The 18,862-nt window shown below is 29.0% G+C and carries 19 protein-coding genes; 3 read left to right on the plus strand and 16 right to left on the minus strand.

What is annotated here, in order from left to right:
* The 7 genes from AXG55_RS14325 to AXG55_RS14355 form a co-directional block, all read right to left on the minus strand.
* The coding region (locus AXG55_RS14325; RefSeq protein ID WP_148698875.1) for a leucine-rich repeat domain-containing protein at positions 1–2,105 on the minus strand (2,105 nt) is incomplete at its 3' end.
* Positions 2,106–2,147: 42 nt separating this feature from the next.
* On the minus strand, positions 2,148–4,280 hold the full coding sequence (locus AXG55_RS14330; protein WP_148698876.1) for a type IV secretion system DNA-binding domain-containing protein: 2,133 nt from the start codon (positions 4,278–4,280) through the stop codon (positions 2,148–2,150).
* Positions 4,281–4,705: 425 nt separating this feature from the next.
* Complete coding sequence (locus AXG55_RS14335; RefSeq protein WP_148698877.1) at positions 4,706–7,222, minus strand: VirB4 family type IV secretion/conjugal transfer ATPase; 2,517 nt, start codon at positions 7,220–7,222, stop codon at positions 4,706–4,708.
* 48 nt (positions 7,223–7,270) lie between these two features.
* Positions 7,271–7,582, minus strand: coding sequence for a VirB3 family type IV secretion system protein (locus tag AXG55_RS14340; protein ID WP_148698878.1), 312 nt, complete (start codon positions 7,580–7,582; stop codon positions 7,271–7,273).
* A gap of 14 nt (positions 7,583–7,596) precedes the next feature.
* On the minus strand, positions 7,597–7,908 hold the full coding sequence (locus AXG55_RS14345; protein WP_148698879.1) for a TrbC/VirB2 family protein: 312 nt from the start codon (positions 7,906–7,908) through the stop codon (positions 7,597–7,599).
* 18 nt (positions 7,909–7,926) lie between these two features.
* Positions 7,927–8,865 carry a P-type conjugative transfer ATPase TrbB gene (gene trbB / locus AXG55_RS14350; RefSeq protein WP_148698880.1) on the minus strand — a complete coding sequence of 313 codons (939 nt, stop codon included), beginning with the start codon at positions 8,863–8,865 and terminating at the stop codon, positions 7,927–7,929.
* Positions 8,866–8,889: 24 nt separating this feature from the next.
* Complete coding sequence (locus tag AXG55_RS14355) at positions 8,890–9,390, minus strand: hypothetical protein (protein ID WP_148698881.1); 501 nt, start codon at positions 9,388–9,390, stop codon at positions 8,890–8,892.
* A 75-nt stretch (positions 9,391–9,465) separates the two neighbouring features.
* Here AXG55_RS14355 and AXG55_RS14360 point away from each other — a divergent pair, with 75 nt between their 5' ends.
* Complete coding sequence (locus AXG55_RS14360) at positions 9,466–9,939, plus strand: lytic transglycosylase domain-containing protein (protein ID WP_233231448.1); 474 nt, start codon at positions 9,466–9,468, stop codon at positions 9,937–9,939.
* Positions 9,940–9,947: 8 nt separating this feature from the next.
* Here AXG55_RS14360 and AXG55_RS14365 read toward each other — a convergent pair whose 3' ends face one another.
* From AXG55_RS14365 to AXG55_RS14400, 8 genes are read right to left on the minus strand one after another with little or no spacing between them, the layout of a single operon-like run.
* On the minus strand, positions 9,948–11,045 hold the full coding sequence (locus tag AXG55_RS14365; RefSeq protein ID WP_233231449.1) for a TraB/TrbI/VirB10 family type IV secretion system protein: 1,098 nt from the start codon (positions 11,043–11,045) through the stop codon (positions 9,948–9,950).
* A 10-nt stretch (positions 11,046–11,055) separates the two neighbouring features.
* Entirely contained in the window at positions 11,056–12,072 is a 1,017-nt protein-coding gene (locus AXG55_RS14370; protein WP_148698884.1) for a TrbG/VirB9 family P-type conjugative transfer protein, read from the minus strand.
* A 16-nt stretch (positions 12,073–12,088) separates the two neighbouring features.
* Complete coding sequence (locus AXG55_RS14375) at positions 12,089–12,763, minus strand: VirB8/TrbF family protein (protein ID WP_148698885.1); 675 nt, start codon at positions 12,761–12,763, stop codon at positions 12,089–12,091.
* Positions 12,764–12,786: 23 nt separating this feature from the next.
* Positions 12,787–14,220, minus strand: a complete 1,434-nt coding sequence (gene trbL, locus AXG55_RS14380) for a P-type conjugative transfer protein TrbL (RefSeq protein ID WP_233231450.1) — start codon at positions 14,218–14,220, stop codon at positions 12,787–12,789.
* Positions 14,221–14,222: 2 nt separating this feature from the next.
* A complete protein-coding gene (gene traF / locus AXG55_RS14385) occupies positions 14,223–14,756 on the minus strand; it encodes a conjugative transfer signal peptidase TraF (protein WP_148698887.1) in 534 nt (177 codons plus the stop codon).
* A 7-nt stretch (positions 14,757–14,763) separates the two neighbouring features.
* On the minus strand, positions 14,764–15,900 hold the full coding sequence (locus AXG55_RS14390) for an RCC1 domain-containing protein (RefSeq protein ID WP_148698888.1): 1,137 nt from the start codon (positions 15,898–15,900) through the stop codon (positions 14,764–14,766).
* Positions 15,901–15,903: 3 nt separating this feature from the next.
* Positions 15,904–16,104, minus strand: coding sequence for a hypothetical protein (locus AXG55_RS14395; RefSeq protein ID WP_148698889.1), 201 nt, complete (start codon positions 16,102–16,104; stop codon positions 15,904–15,906).
* Positions 16,105–16,125: 21 nt separating this feature from the next.
* The gene (locus tag AXG55_RS14400; protein WP_148698890.1) at positions 16,126–16,797 is read right to left on the minus strand and encodes a hypothetical protein; all 672 of its coding nucleotides are present in this window, start codon (positions 16,795–16,797) and stop codon (positions 16,126–16,128) included.
* A gap of 425 nt (positions 16,798–17,222) precedes the next feature.
* Here AXG55_RS14400 and AXG55_RS14405 point away from each other — a divergent pair, with 425 nt between their 5' ends.
* Together AXG55_RS14405 and AXG55_RS14410 are read left to right on the plus strand one after the other, a co-directional pair.
* On the plus strand, positions 17,223–17,855 hold the full coding sequence (locus tag AXG55_RS14405; RefSeq protein WP_148698891.1) for a helix-turn-helix domain-containing protein: 633 nt from the start codon (positions 17,223–17,225) through the stop codon (positions 17,853–17,855).
* Positions 17,842–18,279, plus strand: coding sequence for an acyl-CoA thioesterase (locus tag AXG55_RS14410; protein ID WP_148698892.1), 438 nt, complete (start codon positions 17,842–17,844; stop codon positions 18,277–18,279). The genes AXG55_RS14405 and AXG55_RS14410 overlap by 14 nt, the downstream gene beginning before the upstream one ends.
* On the opposite strand, the gene AXG55_RS14415 is transcribed toward AXG55_RS14410, so the two are convergent.
* Positions 18,272–18,853 (minus strand): hypothetical protein, encoded by a 582-nt coding sequence (locus AXG55_RS14415; RefSeq protein ID WP_148698893.1) that lies wholly within the window; start codon positions 18,851–18,853, stop codon positions 18,272–18,274. The two genes, AXG55_RS14410 and AXG55_RS14415, sit on opposite strands and share 8 nt — an antisense overlap.
* Positions 18,854–18,862 lie beyond the last annotated feature (9 nt).

Here is an 18,862-nt window from a genome sequence, read left to right on the forward strand (position 1 = left end):
CCTCCTTCTCCTCCACTTCCTGATGCACCACCAAAGCACGAAAGCGAGCTATCAGAAGATGTATTTGAATTAGCTAACGAGAATATTTGTCCGCCAAATATAGTTGCGCTTCCCAGTCCACCATCAGACCCATTTTTTCCATGTTGCCAAGCATCAACATGATCGGCATTTGTGGGAACACAGCTCCAACTGTCTCCATTTTGGTAGCAAAATTGGCCAGCTCTTCCTGATTGCCCCCCTCCAGCACCAGAACCATTTACATTTCCTGAAGTGCCTCCATTGCCGCCCCAAGAACTACCGCCCCAGCTTCCACCCCATTTTGCACCAGCAGCGCCCCCTCCGCCTCCGCCAGCTCCGCCATTTGCTCCTGAGCAGCCTGTTACTTTAATACTCCAAACATTTGCAGGGACTTTCCATTGGTAATTTGATGGAACATTATAAATAAGACTTTTGCTGATACCATCAGCTAATTTATTACAGTCACTTCCTCTTTCCGAAGTACCTAAGTAATAAGAACATTGCTCTTTACTTAATGAAATTCCATTGCCCCGTTCATCAACTAAAATTAAAGTTTTCAAATTTCTTAAATAAGAATATGTAAGGTTACTCAAATCTTTTACTGGCGTGTTTGAAATATCTAGGTATTGTAGATTTTTCATGTTTGAAAAATATAAACTGCTAGTTAATCCTTTTTGGGATACATTTGTATCATTGCAGCCATTCCCATGTAGGTCTAAATACGATAAATTAGTTAACTTAGACAGGTTTGGTATATCATCGATGATATTTATTTTTTCACACCCTCCAATAACATTGCGGTTATAATTATTTCTTATAGTCAATTTTGTTAGTATATTTTGATTTGATATGGAATCAAAATACTTATTTAATATCGAATCTTTTATATTTGTATTTGATAAATCTAAAGAAGTGATTGAAGTTAAGTTGATAAGATTTTGGATATCATTTTCATCAACCATAGATAAATCATTGTTTGATAGATCAATGTTATTTATTTGAAGCAGATTCCCCATATCTTTTAAACTCGTAATTCCGATGTTCGAAGCTTTTAAGGATTTTAAATTTTTTAGATTCGCAATTTCAGATATATTTTTGATATTTTTATTATTAGAAATATCCAATTCTTCAATATTAGGAAAGTTTTTTGATATAGCTTTCAGGTCATTAATATTTAAATTACTTAATGTAATTGATTTTAAATTTTTTAGATTACTTAATACGTTTAGATCTTTATTACTAATTTTAGTTCCGGTTAAATTTAATCTTTCTAAATTTGGCATGAATAGTAGTGCCCTAAGATCATTTAAATCAGTGTATGATAAATCAAGGCTTTTGATATTCTTAGCACCAGTTAAAGCATTTAAATTAAAAATTTTATCTGTAATAATTTTTGGATCTATTTTTAAATTTGCGCTTTGCTCTGGTTTATTTAACCATTTTGCCATTAAATTCAGATCTTTTAATGAAGTAAATTTAGAAATAAAAGAATATATAGGGTCATTATTTGCTGCATAATATGCCATTGTTGGATTTAAAGTTATTGTGACTGTTTTACTGTCTTTTAGTATTTTTCCGTTAGAAAATCCTATGGCATTAATATTTATGTCGCATGATTTAAGATTATTTACATATGATGAATCAATTTTTATAAGAGAAGTTGAATTATCATAAGTAAATATTTTGTCGCAATCTGTGTCTCCTTTTGAATCAATAGAAATATTCAATGAATCCCCAGTATTCAAATCTTTTTTCTGAATATTTATAGGTATTCCTTGATATTCAATGAGATCATTATCTGAATCAAGCGCCGCTTCAAGACCACCGTTCCCTACGGCACGGTATAAATTTTTTGAGGTGTTTTCAGTTAATACCAAATTTGATTTTGAACTTGCGTTTGAAATGCTATTTCTTTTGTAAAGAAGATCATTTGGGACAACAGCAGAAACTCCAAGACTTGGGCTTATAGCTACATTTGTATCTTCTGAATTTGAAGAATCTTTCTTTTTACCTTGACCAGAACACCCACAAACCAATAATAAAATAGGTAAAGCGATAAGTGTCAAATTATTTTTACTTAAATACATAAATAACTCCATTAATATAATTAAATTTATAAATTCTTTTGACTAAAAATTTAAACTACCAAGATCTAAATTTATAGTTCCATCCGCTTCTGTGTCTTTTTTGTCTTCATTTTTTTTATTTATATTTTCATTATCTTTATTTATTTCTTCAGAATTCGCTAAAATTAAGACATTTTCATTTTGAATATTATTATTAATCTTGCTAATATCTGTTAACAAAGTTTCTAAATTTTGGTCTATTTTAGGTTGGTTAATTTCATTATTTATCGAATTAGAACCAAGTCCAATAGATAATTCCTTAGATGGCCGTTTCATCCATTCTGGTTCCACACATTTTTGATAAGGACGCTTAATTGGAATAATAGGAAATCTAAGCTTAAATATGACTGGCATTTCAGAGATTTTAAGGAAAAATATTGCCCCGTTTTTTAAAGTTGCCGGTGGAATTGATGAAAGCTCTCCTGTGGAAATTGCATCTTCAACAACTTGTTCTTCAGATAATGACAAAGAATATTTTCCAGTAGTGCCCATCGAACGTGTTCTAGTTATTTTTTTATATCTATTTTTCCCAAACATCCTCACAAAATACTCAGCGTACTCTGGTGTTTCAGCTCTACCGACCATTTTAGATGAAAAAGCATTAAGAATTACTTCTGTACCACCATCTTTTTCGTATTTTTTACGAATAACTCCAACTTCTTGGATGCCAACAAACATACAAACACCCATTCCCCTCAATAATTTTGCACCATTAGCTAATGATTTTACTCTAGGAATTGCTCCAAGCTCATCTAAAAATAGTCCTAATCTTCTTTCCCTTGATTCCGGTAAATTCAATGTTTCATTTACAAATAAATCAATTACAATTCCTGAAAAAAATCCTGAAATTTCAGGGTAAAGTTGCTTAAATGGTACGATCAAAAATAATGTTTTTTCTTCATCACCTTTCGCCCATTTTTTAATCGAAAATCCATTTACTGTTTGAGGCCAAGCACGTGCTAAAATATCGAAATTTTGTAGACTGGCTCTGATATTTTGGAATATTCCCGAACTTGTTTCTCCAACTAAGAGTTTCCCTGTTTTTGGGTCATAGCCACAATCACGGAGAGTTTGTAATCCCCCTGGATGGTATTCTTCCAAAATTCGTAAAATATTTTCGCTGCCAACTGTTTCTAGAACTTCATTCATGTTCCAATCGTATGCTTTAGTTTTTTGAAGAAATTTTATTGCTCCAAGAGCAATATCTCGTGCTGCAAGAGCAAAAAAATCACCACTTCCGCCTGTAAGAGGTATTAATTGACTTATAAACTCAATCGCTTCTAATTCTGTTGCTACATCTTCAGCAACATTCCATGAAGGAGACCTTGCATCAAATGGGGACAAAATTGTAACGCCTTCTTTTTCTCCTAAAAGTTCACAAAAATCCCCTTTGTTATCTAAAATTAGGGATCGATATTTTAATTCAAAAAACTGTAAAATTATTGGTGTTAGAAATGCAGTTTTTCCTGCTCCCATTCCACCAATAATTAATAAATTTAAAACTTCGATATGTTTGGGCAGACGAAAATTTTTAAAAAATTTATATCCAGTTGAGTTCCTAACAAGTAGTTCTGTTACAAGTCTATTTTCAGCGCTTTTGATATCTCTAATTACTTCATTTCCTTCTTCTAGCTCTCTTATAGTTCCAACTTTATTTTGCTTTGATAAATACTCAAGACCCTGCAAAATTGGAGCTAAACCAAAGGTCAAAAATGATACGGATAATTTTGACGTTAAATCATATTTTTCATATTTATTTTCTATTATTTTTGCATATTTAAAAAATTTATTGACATATCCAAACATAAATAATGATGAAATAAAAAACAAAAATATCATTATTATTTTGTAATTTGTTAAATAATGTTCTCTTAAATAAATGAAAGCCATATTATGATATGATGAAAAATTATCAAAACTTGGGAAATGATAGTTTTTCATCAAAAAATTAGACATTGAAGACATTGTTATTACAGTTGGAATTCCAATATATGCAATTAAAAAAAGAAATATTATTAAAATATTTTTTTTCTTATAGTTGTTCAATTTATAAGATGAAACTTTATAAGTTGAAAATACTAGAAAGAAAAAACATAAAATATAAATAGTAAAGAAAATATTTATCAATATATTCATAATATACTCACTTAAAGTAAATGTTTATTCAATAAATCAATGCAACTATTTTTGTAATCTGAGCTTTTCTGAAGATGCAGCAACAGAAATAGATGAATCCAAAATTTTATACTTATTTATATTATTAAAAACAGTGTTTTTAATTAACTTGAAATAAAACATAAAACAAAAAAAACATATAAAAACACCAAAATTATAATTAAAACTATAAAAATACTTACTAAAATCAATAAGTATAACTTCACTTATTTTAAATTTTTGTATTATATATATAAGAGATAAAGTAAAACTAAAAATAAATATTAGCATATAAAAAAATATTTCCATTATTTCAAGTATTGGAGAAATAAAATCTTCTAAAAAATAACAAGCCAATCTGTTAAATTTAATTATTTTACTATTCATTCACATTTACCTCGTTTTGTTTAATATGTTTTATTTACCATCTGATATTGAATTATTTCAAAATAATCAACCCAATCTTGAGTTACATTTTTAAATTTCAACCATTCTGAAATCCATTCGTTTTTATACTTCTTTATAAATTCACGAGCATTATTTATGTCTTCTTTATCTGCTACTCCGACAAATGATAATGTTAAAGAATCAAATAATATCTCAAACAATTTATTTCCTGATTCAGAACTTAAGTAATAATGTCTTTTTGGTTGTGCATTAGCTATAATATCAATTTGCTTTTCATTTAATCCAAATGATTGATAAATTTCATAGGTCATTGGATTTTTCTTAGATGCTAAATGGTTTGGTAAATATATTTTTGTTTTGCAGGACTCAAGAATTACGGAAACTATTTCTGATTTATAAATTTCACTAACACTCTGTGTTGCAAATATTACTGCACAATTTTGTCTCCTTAATTCTCTGAGCCATTTTTCAATTTTTTTAGAAAAAACTTCATGCTTAAAGTAAGTCCATGCCTCATCTAATATTAATAACGTTGGGGAACCGTCCAAACTTTTTTCAATTTTTCTGAACATATAAGTCAATGCAGGAATTAATATTTGTTCGCCTTTATCCATGAGATCATTCATCTCAAAAACACAGAAACGAGATTCAGTAATAAAATCTTCGCTTCCATCAAACATATGACCATATCTATTAACATCAACATATGGTTCTAATGCTTGTTTAACCGCATAATTTTGTACTTGACTAACAAATTTACTAAGTTTTCTTTCAGATGATTTAGTTGTTTCTTTAGACATTAATGTCAATACATCTGAAATAGATGTTTGTTCTTCTATTGAAACCGGTCTATTATGTTGTAAAGAAACAATTCCAGAAATCCATTCTTCAGCCCAACTTCTCCCATTAATATCGTCAATATCGGCTAAAGGACAAAAAGATATATTTTTACCTAAAATAATATCTTTTTCATTGTCTTTATTTGCCGAAAGTTCAAAAAATGACCCTCCTACTGCATTACAAAGTACGTATTGAGAACATAATTTATCAAAAACAAATACCTTTGAATTTTTATAACGAAACTGTTGGGCTGCAATAAAAGCGAGGAGTGCAGTTTTTCCTGAACCAGTAGAACCGATCATCAATGTGTGTCCAACATCTTTTACGTGTAAAGAACAGCGAAATGGCGTTCTTCCATATGACGCAGCGTAAAACATTGGGGGAGCTGGCTGACCTGTACTTTTATTATTATATTTGGGATTAGGATGTTCTGCTTCACCACTCCAAGCAGCAGTAAGTGGCATAATATGAGAAAGATTATGTGTCGAAATTAAAGGCTTCCTAACATTTGCATAAGCTACCGCTGGTATAGAACCTAGGTAAGCCTCAACGGCATTTACACTTTCTATAGAACAAGGAAACCTTAAATTTTCCAATATTCGGATTATTTCTTTAGAATTATTTTCAATATTTTCTTCATCTTGATCCATCAATACTATTGATGATGAATAAAACCCGAATGATATTTCATTTTTCTGATTTTCATTAACAGCTCGATCCGCATCATTCGCCATTGAAATTGCATCAGATGAAAGATAAGTTGTTGAAGAGCTTGATCCCAATTTGTCGTTCATAATTGCTTTAAACGATGTTTTCGATTCATCCCAATCTTTTCTTTTATCTTCAATAAATTTTCTTGAAGTTGCTTGATCTAAAAATATAAATCTGCTTGAGAATCTAAACTCAAAAGACATATTATTTAAAGCATCTAGAATTCCTGTATGTAGATAGCTAGGAAAAGATTTAATTGTGATAACTTTAATTCTCTTATCACCAATTTTTGGCTTAAATCCACCAATAAAATCTTTTGATGCTAATATATAATCAATATACATAGGAATGATTGGCATCGAAACTTTATGCCGTAATCCTGTTATGCAAAAATGAAGATAAGTTAACGTTTCTTCATCGTTTAACTTCCTTGTATAAATTACAGAATCAAAAATATTAAAGAATCTATTTATTGAATCTTCAAATTTTATCAGTTCTTTTTCCATTCCACTTGGATTATGTTTATTGCGTTTATCATCGGCTTCAAAAATAAAATACATTTTTTTGGTTAAAATAGACGGTGGTGTATAGGTCAATGTTAAAAAATATTTATTTTCAAAACACAAACCATTAGATTCAAATGTCTGTCTCCTTGATGTGTCAATTAATCTTGTTACTGGATCAGGGAAATAGCATTCATTTTCGCTTGGATAATAAGTGACCTGAGTTCTAATCGTATCAATATGTGACATCCATCCATCACCTAATTTCATTAGAGCTGCATTTACCATATTGCTAATTTGTCCAAGCTCGTAATCAGTGGAACTTGAAAGATCTCTTCCTCGAATTTCATATGTTGTCGAAAATCCACCGCTTTTTAAAAAAATAATTCCATTATTTACAAAACCAATATAAGGTAAATAAGAATCAAAACCTCGCTCTTTTTTAAAAAATTTAGACCACATTTATACTTTACCTCGCATTTCAATCTCTCCAATTAATAATAAATCTTTTTAAAATTTAAATTTTTCTTTCAAAATATTTACTTTAGTTGTGGCGGAAACATAACCATCTGATAAAAAGTGACGAAAATATACTGAAAATATTTTTTCATCTTTTGCAAATGCTTTTTGCAAAAGAATATGCGTCAAAGTTCCAAAAATGAGAGTTATCAAAGAAAAATAAAAATTTACACTTGCAAAAAGATATACAGCAATTAAAACCCAAAATAATAAATTTCTTACAAACCATTGTGAAGGCATGCTAGATAAAACCGATGGTCTTATTAATGATTGATGTACATAACTAAAGTGCATATCTTCCATAATATTTTCCCTTTTTAAAATTGAGCGCCTAAAACAGTGCTTACAATTCCTTTAGCTCCAAGAATAATTGCTCCACCTATTACTGTTCCTATTAATCTTCTAAAACCAGCTTCTTTATTATCTGATATTAAAAAAGCATATCCTGCCCATAAGAAACCAATTAAAATTAATGACCCTCCAACGTAGAATAAAGACTGCTGAATTTTGTCAATTGCCGATTCCCAAGGTAAACCTGCTCCTGATGCACCACTCGATGAAAATGCTTTTGAAGACAAAAGAAACACTTGTGTAGAAAAATAAATGCGAACAACTTTTTTTAATAACATTTAAAATCTCCTTAATTTTTAATTAATCTCTTTGAAAAAATACTCACCATTCAAACAAGATACTTCTAATATTTCTTTAATTTTCCTCCCTTCATTAGTTTTTTGTATATTTACTATTATATTTATGGCTTCAGCAACCATATCAGGAACAGGAATAAATTGATGAGCCATCAAAATTTGTTCTATTTTTTTGATACCAGCCTTTGCATTATTTGCATGAACAGTTGCAATACCACCGCAATGTCCAGTATTCCAAGCCATAAGTAATGTAAAAGCTTCTATTGAACGTACTTCACCAACACAAATTCTATCTGGTCTAAATCGCATAATTGATTTTAATAAATCTTGCATAAATATTTTTTTTGTTGAACGAGCTATAAGTTTATTTTTAATATCACATTGTAATTCTCTCGTATCTTCAATAATTGCCATTCTACAATTTGCATCAATTTCTGATATTTTTTTTAGTATTGCATTGGCGAATGTAGTTTTACCAGAACTCGTAGCACCAACTATTAAAATATTTTTTCTATTTTTAATAATTTCATCAATGATTTTTGATTGATTTAAAGTCATTATTCCTAAATCTACATATTCTTCTAAAGAGAATATTTTTACTGCTTTTTTACGAATTGAAAAACAAGGGGCTACAACTACAGGTGGTATCATTGCTTCAAATCGTGAGCCTTCAACTGGTATTTCACCTCCTACAATAGGATTATCTGCATTAATAATTGTATCTAATGATGATGCCATTGTATTAATAATCATACTTGCTTTTTCATATCGAATTTTTCCGACCATTTCCATATTCTCTCCATGTCTTTCGACCCATACATTTCCATCTGGATTCAACATAATTTCAACAACAGATGGATTTTCTAAATGCTGAAGTAAATCATTTCCTAAATCGAATTTTAATCTTTCCCAATTATCTTCATGTTTTTTATTAACCATAGTAGCCTCAATTATATAATTTAATCACATTATATTTACTGAAAATCCAATACTAAAATTATAATATATTGGATCATAAGCAGCTCTCCAGAATTTATTAGAGCCATATCCTGCTTCACTATCTAAATTAAAATTTAAATAATATGTTAGTGGCAACGAATACCCAAAATTAAATCCTCCACCAACTCCAAAATCATTAAAATATTGAATATGTCCTGCTAAACCAAAATAAAAACCTTCTAAATGTTGATTAAACCAATATAATGTTCTTAAGTCCGCCCATTGATAACCATTTGCCCATGTGTGACCAATGCCAAAAGAAAAACCAACATTATTCATGATGTCAGCTTTTATATTTCCGCCCCAAAATGGAGTAAAATTTCCTGTATCCATATCATTCATAGGAAAAAAAACAGCCGATGTACTAAGTGACATTTCAGAATAAGCGAAAGTTTTTTCTGAAAATATAATTAAATTAGAACTTAATGCAGATATAATTAAATATTTTTTTAAATTTTTATTCATATTTATCCTCGTTTTGTTTTTGATTTTATAGAAAAGATGTTATATATAAATATAATCAAGAAAGGATATTTGATTATGATAGATCTTATTTCTCTAGTTAAAGAATGTTCTACAAATATAGCTCCAGAAACTATGCTTACAATTATTCGTACTGAAAGCTCTGGAAACCATTTGACAGTAAATGACAATACAACAAAAACTTCATACAAACCTAAAACAAAAGAAGAAGCCGTTAATTTATCATATGTTCTAATTAAAAATGGACATAATCTTGATTTTGGATTAACACAAATTAATTTAATAAATGCTAAAAAATTTAAATTAACTCTAAATAAAATTTTCGACCCATGTGAAAATATAAGACATGGAGCAAAAATTTTTACACAAGCATTTATAAATGCTTCAAAAGTTACTAATAATGAACAATATGCTTTATTAAAGGCTTTTTCAACATACAATACAGGAAACCCACATAAAGGATTTAAAAATGGATACGTAGATAAAATCATAGAAAACGCCTCAAAAATTAATGTAACAAACATTGAATAAATTTAATCTCACTTTTTAATCGGCTCTAAAATTATGTCTTTACTAACCATAATATTGAATTCATATCCTGGTCTGATAACTATTGTAGGTTGAATATTCATGTTTTTTTGTACAACTTGCCCACTTATAGTAGCAATTTGTGTGCCCATTTGACCTGCAATTGTTTGACCAACTTGCTGTTGAGTAGAAGGGTAAGTACCATTGTTTTGATTATTAGGTTGAGATAATTGCGCTCCAGCACCAATAATTGACATCAAAATTGCACCCGACATTAAACTTGCAAAATGATTGTCTATTTGGTCTTCAAATCCCGAATATCCTTCTTTGTCTGTGCCATTCATGCCTTTTAGGGAAATACTGGAACCGTCAGTAAAAATTAATCTATCCCATTGCATTAACAATCTCTTTTGGCCATAAGCAACTTTTGATTCGTATTTTCCAAATATTTTTGTTCCTTTAGGTACTAATAGAAAATTACCGGAAACTGAGTCATAAACATTTTGCCGAACTATTGCTGTTGCGTAACCAGGAAGCTCGCTATTAAGACCAGTTTGTAAAGTAGCTGGAATAACTGAACCTGAGATAATTTCAAAAGGCGATTTAGCAGACTTTTTTTTACTTCCTAGATAAATTTCACTATCTTCAAGATTTTGTATAGATTTTTCAGCATTTAATTGCTGATTAATTTTATCAATTTCTGTATCAGACTCCCTAGCCTTTTTTTCACTTTGTTTATCAATCGTTGAAATTTCTTGATCGCCAATATTTTTTTGAACTGTAACTTGACTATCTGTTACTTCACTATTTTGATTTGAAACTTGAGTTGTTGGATACTTTGGTTCTTGGTTTTGACCAATGTAATTTGGCATATTATCCCATTGTGTAGGGGTATTTGATACAGGAGTATTCATTGCATCAGAATTAATATCCTTTTTTTTCTGCTCACTTTCCTCTAATTGTTTTGTTGCAAAATAATTAGATCCTGCTGCAATACCAAGGAAACCAATTCCACCAGCAACAATAAATGCTATTGTTATTTTTCCTCTATTTGTAACTACATTTGGTTTATGAAATATTTTATTTTTATCGTCTTGTGTATTATTCATGTATTTATCCTTATTTTTCATTGCTAAAAATGCGAGAAATAATTCCAACAGTTCCGACTTTAGTAAAAATTACTTTTTTTTGATTTAAACCAACTCCCTGAATCAATTGTCCTTTATTTAATGAAACATCAACAACAATCCAATTATTTAAAATTCTATAATTGACTTGCGCTTGTGTACCATCATTATCCAAAGAATAAACAGTTGGCATATCAGGGGAGTGGAAAAATTTTTCAGGTAATTTAATAAATGTTTTTTTACCGTCAGTTCTAATTTCTTCAGGTGTCCATGAAGTAGAATCACCTCTTATTTTATAATTTGATAATGATTTTTCAGGTATATCACTAAATACTGTTACTAATTTATTTTCTTCTTGAGGATAATTAAAAGCAATTTTTGAAAAATATTTTTTCTTTACACTTTTTAACTGAATATTATATTGACGCTTATCAGTAAAAATTATCATGTTAGATTTTAATTTATTTTCTTTTGGTTTTAATAAAATATGAGCACTTGTATCAGAAGTTGTAGAATTATTAACCTTTACAATCCAACGTTCAGAATCGCCAATCTGAATATTTGAAATGACTTCTCCTTTTTCTAATTCTATGTCACATATCTGTAAAACAGAACAAATTATAGAGGCTTCTCCAACGCCAAAAGAATAATAAACAGTACCATTTTTAATATAAGGTTTTGACTTTTCTATTTTTCTATATCTATCAAGATCATTTAAGTACATATCCTCAATATTATCTTCATTACTAGAATTATTTTTTCTATTTTTAATTTTTTTAACATTTATTGCAGGAACGATTACTGCTTTATCTTTATTAATTCCTTTTTGTATTTCTTTAGCCTCATTTTCTTTTTTATCTAACTCCTTTTTTTGGTCTTCTAATATTTTTTTCATGTAAGGAGCAATTTGTTCTGGAATATCTGTACTAACATTTTTTTGTTCTTGAGCTATTGATAATCTAGGAATGCAAAATATTACTATAATTAATATTGTATTTTTGTTTTTCACAATTCACCTCTTTTACTTAATAAACTTGAGACCAAGAAATTGATTTTATTAATAAACCTGTAGGATTTTTTAGATAATCAGGTTCAGTATTTATTGTGTTTTTTCCAATATTTAATATTGCAGTCCACTTTACAGATCCTATTTGCATACCATTTTTACTTGCAATTTCAGTCCAATTTATTTGCCATGAATCAGAACCAGTTAAAGGCAAAACTGAATCAATTTGAACTGAAATACTCATAATTTGAGCTGTCTTATCTGGAGGTGTTTTTATCCAATAATCTTGGACAGTATTAAAAGCATTTTGTGAGCAATAAACACGAACCCTTTCCATCATTATTTTTTTTAATTTTCCATCAGTCGTTATTGTTCTAATGTCTGTTATGAATTGAGATAATTGATAAATAACAATAGCATTATCAATTTTTGTATTTGCATCAACACGTTCTATTTGAATAGGTTGGCCTTGGTTTGTTACTTTAACGATGTATGGAATAAATTTTGGTTTAAAAGCTATTATTACAAGACTAATAATACATATAATATTTGCTAATACAGAAAATATAGACGTTATTTGCCATATTTTCTTATCTCTAATTAATGATCCATATCTTTCATTCCATTCAAATTTTGCTTGAACATACGGCATATAAGGGTTTTCATTATCATTTTTTTTATCAATACCAAGCATAAGTTTACCTCTAAAAATATTAATTAACTCTTATTTTTCGCATTAAAAAATCCTGTTTTTCCATTTGAAGAATTTGATGTGGAAGATTTAAAAAATCCATTGTCTGATTTTGGAGGTGCCGCTGGAGTTGGTGGAGGCGGAGGCGGTGGTGCTTTTGCAGTAAAAGGAGATGATTTTATATTCTCTTCGTGCATTTTCATTGCTTTATCTGCAATATTATTAGCTGACTTATCCATCGCATCACTGATATTTTCTGCTGCTGTTGAAACAGTGTGCATAGCGGCTTTAGCTGCTGCTCTAGGAGCATTAGGTTGAAGATTTGTAGACTTGTCAGAGGCCATATTTGCTTTAAAAGCATTACCAAATGATCTTCCAGCAGCATGAGCATGCCCAGCACCTTTTGCAGCAGCGCTACCAATCATTTTCCCAGCAGAAGAAGCAAATCCCGCTAACCCTCCGCCTAAAACCTTTCCCCCAAGACCTCCACCACCACCAGCTCCTCCTCCAACAGCAAGCTTTGTCATTCCAGCAGCTAAACCAGCAATAGCGGCTGCTGAATCTGAACCACTTGAAGCGCTCATCCCACTTATAAAACCATTCGCAATTTGTGGAATTCTTTTGACTATGGTTGAATATGTTAAAAATGTTGCGCTTATAATTAAAAGTGAATATAAATTTCCACATATATTATTTGATTTATTAATTAAATTTAATATTTCATCGCTAATATTTATACCAACTGAAATTACTAAATATGAAAAGAATAATTTTACACCAATATTAAATGAATATTTTAAATATCCAAAAGCATATTGTTTAGTGAATTGCGAGCCAGCAAATGCAAGAAAAAAACATCCCCCAAACATTAAAAGATACGCTTCAAGTTTTGTTATAAGCAATTCCCAAGCTATTGATAAAAAACAATACATTAAAACTATAATTGTGAAGGCAAGCATTAATGAAGTAAATGGAGACATGAAGGTTGCTTTATCTGAATCGCTTATTATTGCCGAAATGATAGAAAGCCCAGAATCTACAATTCCAGTTGGACTAAGACGATTTAAATTTGCAATTTTTGCTCCAGCAATTTCAAATGAAGCTAATATTCCTGTGTTCGGGTCTGTTAAATAAGGTAACCATTGCATCAAACTTACAAATCCACCTAAAAAAATAACTTTATATATAAAGCCATTTAATATTTGTTTGATATCATCCTTTTTTAGGACACAGTTAATTCCAAAAATAATTACATCAATTATGGCTAAGTATAAAAATAATGTCATTGCCATATTTTCCGCTTTTGCCTGCCATGTTCTTGCGATATTAAAAAAAGTATCATGTATACCATCAAATACTCTAAAAAAATCATTTGCGGTTGCTTGTGTAGAACTTTGAGCAAGAATATATTTAAAAGAACATAAGGCAATAACTATTACTAAATATTTTATAATTCTCATGATCAAAATCCCCATATAAATACTGCTTTTTTATTAATATTATTTAATTTTATAATGCCAATATACCTTGAATCTAATGAATATTTAACACCATCTGAAAACAAAAAAACTTCATCATCTAACAAGAATTTACTAAATCCATTTTTTAGATGATAAAGATTTCTTCCTTCTTTATCATAATCATATAAATTTGAGTCTTTAATTATATTATTATTAACTATCAATTTATTTAATCTTATTTCGATTTTGTCTCCATGAATTCCTATAACTTTTTTAATAAATTCAGAATATTTCCCATAGCATTTTCCATTTTTAATTTTTGATAAATATCCTCTTGAGTAATAAATATCATAAAATTTTTCATCTGGACAAAAAGATACTATATCTCCCTTTTTAATTATAAATGAATAATCATACATAAGATAAATACCTCTAGGCATACTTTCAGTTACATTAATTCCAATTCTAATGCCAAGTTTAAAACCAATAAAATAAAGTGTGATAATAGCAATAATTACTAAAATTAAATTTTTCATATTTAATTTACTTTATATTGTAGATAGTGGGCTTATTATTTACTTTTGAAAAATCATCTAATTGTTTTCCCCAACAATAATTATTATTATTTAAATCAATCCCACATATATAAGTTGAGTCTGTGACAGATATTGAACTGAATTTAATATCATCAATTTTGACAGGTTTATTTGAAATTAATGAACTTTCATTTCCTGTATTATTTCCCCAGCAGTACCCAGAATTATCAAGACTAATGCCGCATGATATAAATAACCCAACCGCTATCGATTTAAATTTTTGAACAGTTTGAACTTGTACTGGGGCATTTGAAAAATTACCCGATGAACCAGCATCACCAAGTTGTCCGTAATCATTTGCTCCCCAACAATAAACAGATCCATCTGAAATTAGTGCGCATGAATGAGTTGCAACTTCAACATCAATGGCGTTTGAAATTCCTTGAATTTTTAAAGGTTGCCCACTTGTTCCAGAACTCCAGCAATAAACAGAACCTGTTTTTGAAACTCCACAGGTTTGCCAATTCATAAATGGGTTAGAACTAGATCCTGTTTTAGAAGCAGATACTGTAATGAAATCTTCGCTAACTCCTGTTATTTGTCTTGGCGTATTATTATTATTTTTATTTCCAAATCCAACCCCAGTACCCCAACAATAAATTTTGTTGTCATTTGATAAAGCACATGTATATAATGTACCTGAAGAAATCTTTTTAAATTTTAATGAATTTGAATTAGATACAAGCACGGGTACATTTGAATCGTTTTCACTACTTCCAGAACCACCAAATGAATTTCCTAATTGTCCTTGATCATTAGAACCCCAACAATATGTTCCGTTATCTGCAATTCCACAAGTATGATCCATCCCAGCGTTAACTGAATTAAAATTTAAATTTCCAGATATATTAGTCCAGTTATTTTGTATATTTTTAGTACCATTTCCAAGATTTCCAAAGTCGTTTAAACCTATACATTTTGCTTGTCCAGAAGAAATTAATGCACAAGCATAACCATAACCAACACTGATTTGTTTTGCATTTGAGTTTGAATCTGCGCTTTGTTTGCTACCTGCTGAATCGGTTGATTTACCGCAACTAATAATTCCTATTACTGATAATGAAATTAGACTTTTTCTTAACATATATTACTCCTTATTATTCTCATTTTTATCTTTACTACCAACCCATGTTTTATACTCTTTGTTACTTTTTTTTCTCCAACCATCTCCTATGAAATTATTAATTTCTTCAACTTCTTTATCTTTAGTCAGGTTTGAATTTGTTTCTTTAGTGCATGAAATTAAAGATAAAGTAACAAACGCTAGAAGTAAAAATATTTTTTTCATCTTGTCTCCTAAAAATAATTTCTATTTAGAACCAACCCATGTTTTATAAGTAGAATCTTGTTGTTTATTGTATTTAGTGCCAACAAATCTGTTTATTACAGTCAACTCATCATTTTCTTTTTGAATTTGATTTGCCCTATATGAATTTGCTGCTCGCATTTCAGAAGCCATAAGAGTGTTCATTTGTGATAACGTTTCTAAGGTTGATTTTGCAATTTGACTTGCTGAGCTTAGAGAAGCAGAATTTAAATTCTGTTCCTCTTGATTTGAAATTGCTTGATTTGCGACTTGAATTTGAGATGATAACAAACTTAGTAATGCAGAACTTCTACCCATATATTCTTGTGATAAATTAACTCTATCTGAATCTCCTTTATAGTTAAATCCTGGAAAATATTTATTAAAATCATTGAGAGAGTTGTTTACATTTCTAGAAATTTCTCTCGAGCTATCAATTTGAGTAATAAGCTCTTGTAAATGCTTTCTATATGTCATCCAATTCATTTTTTTCCATGCGTCAACATCATTTGATAAATTTTGAACAAGTTGAAGCTGTGTAGTTATTTGTTGATAAATAGCTAAAAGCTGAGTAATCGATCCAATATCTATTACTGGCATTCCACTGGATTGAACTGGAAAATGAAAAAATACAGATATAGAAAGCGTTGCTATTACTAATTGTTTGTTGATCATTTTCTATCCTTAAATATCTAACACTGCAAAAAAGTATCACTTCATATCAATTTATATCATAAAAGTGGTATATGTCAATTTATATCATTTTTTTGACCTAACGAGATATTCGAGGTATGTTTTTTTGTTATTCTAATTTTGTAACCATATGATTTTACGTTGTTTAATGATTTTCTTTAGGGGGTGTTACTAAAATCAAAAGTATATGCGCATTATTTAAGCATATATTTTTATATCAATTAATTGACCTTTTTTTTATTTTATAACAATGTTTATTGATTTTTCTATTTTATAACCTCATTATATTATAGATTAATTTAATAATATTTTATTAATTACAAGTGATATATCAAAAACTTCTTATTGCACAATTTGATTATGTTATGTTTATTAGGGTTTTGATATATCAATTTTTAGGATTGCTTATGACATCTTCAATCGGTGACAGAATTACATATTTAAGAAAACAAGCGAGATTAACAAGGATTTTTATTCGAGAAAAATACAGTATTTCGGAAAATACACTTCGTAAATGGGAAGAAAATAAATTAAAAGTCCCCGAAGATAAGATAGATCTTATCTTCTATGTATTCAATAATGAAGGTGTTCAGGTAACAAAAGAGTGGATAAAATCAGGAAAAGGCGACAAACCTTTGTTTTCAATTAATTATGAAAAAATTAAACTATCTTCAATTAAAAATGATGATGTTTTAGCTTTAGAAGAAATGCAATTACTTATTTCAACTGACAAAGAAAATCTAGTTCATATGCTTTTAGAGAATGATACTATGTTTCCTTATTACCAACCAATTTCATGGATAATTGGCAGAAAAAATAATGATTTTTCATCATGTATTGGGAAAGATTGTATAATAAAAGTAAAAAATAACAATAGTTTTACTTTTAGACGTGTAGGTTACTCAGAAAAAAAGGATTGTTTTAATCTTTACATACTAAATACATATGATATAAAGTTTTCTGACCCCGTTTATTATGATGTTGAAGTTGAATTTATTGCACCTATTTCATGGATAAGAAAAATATATGAGCAAAAATAAAATTGAAATTGGAACTCAAAAAAGTCTGTTCCTTTATGAAACTAAAGTAAGAGTTGGAGATCTAAATTATGCAAATCATCTAGGTCATGATAATTTAATTAAAATCATTCATGATGTAAGAATGTCTTTCTTAGAAAAATACAATCTTGGTGAAATAAACTTAGAAATGAATATTGGTTTAATTATTGCAAATTTAAACATTAACTATTTGGGGCAATCTTATTTAAACGATTTATTAAAAATAAATGTTTTTCCAGGTGAAATATTTAACAGTTCATTTGAAATACTTTATAAAATTGAAAACCAAAAAGAACTCATATCAATATGCTCAACGACTATGGTTTGCTGTGATATAAATAAAAAAAGACCTGTTAGGATTCCAGAAATATTTTTAAAAGTATTAAAGTACGAAAACTTCATTTGATTTCATTTTTCTCTGATACAATTGATAAATCTTCTATACAATTTAATACTTGCCAAAGTGCATTTTGCATTATTTGATTTTGTTTAACAGCAAAATTAAGCTCGGAAAAATGGCGATGATTTGAAGCAAATGTAAGACAAGTACTGAAATCTTTATGATTGTTTAGGAACATCACCCCATTTTTTAATTCATATTTCTTACGCCTTAACAAAATTTCATTGTAGAATTTTGATGTATAATCAAAAGATGAATAAAGTAATGTTTTTTGAATTCCTACGTTATCTTTCCTGCATCTGCAAGCAAAACGATAAACTTCTCTCCAAATTTTATCTTCTTTTAAAAAATATTGAGATAAAAAATCATCGCTATTTAAAAATTTAAACCATCCTGTATCACAAGCAAATGTTTTTGTTATAGGACTATCATGTAGTTTAAAAGCTACCGAAAAATATTGAATTCCGCTCATATTTAATGATTTAAAATCAACCGATTTTGACATTTCACTTTGTAAGTCAACATTACTTATTAGCTTAATTTTTGAATATATTTTTGATACTTCTTTTTCACTATTCATAAACTAAAT

The organism is Silvanigrella aquatica, from assembly GCF_001907975.1.
In the GTDB taxonomy this organism is placed as follows: Bacteria; Bdellovibrionota_B; Oligoflexia; order Silvanigrellales; family Silvanigrellaceae; genus Silvanigrella; species Silvanigrella aquatica.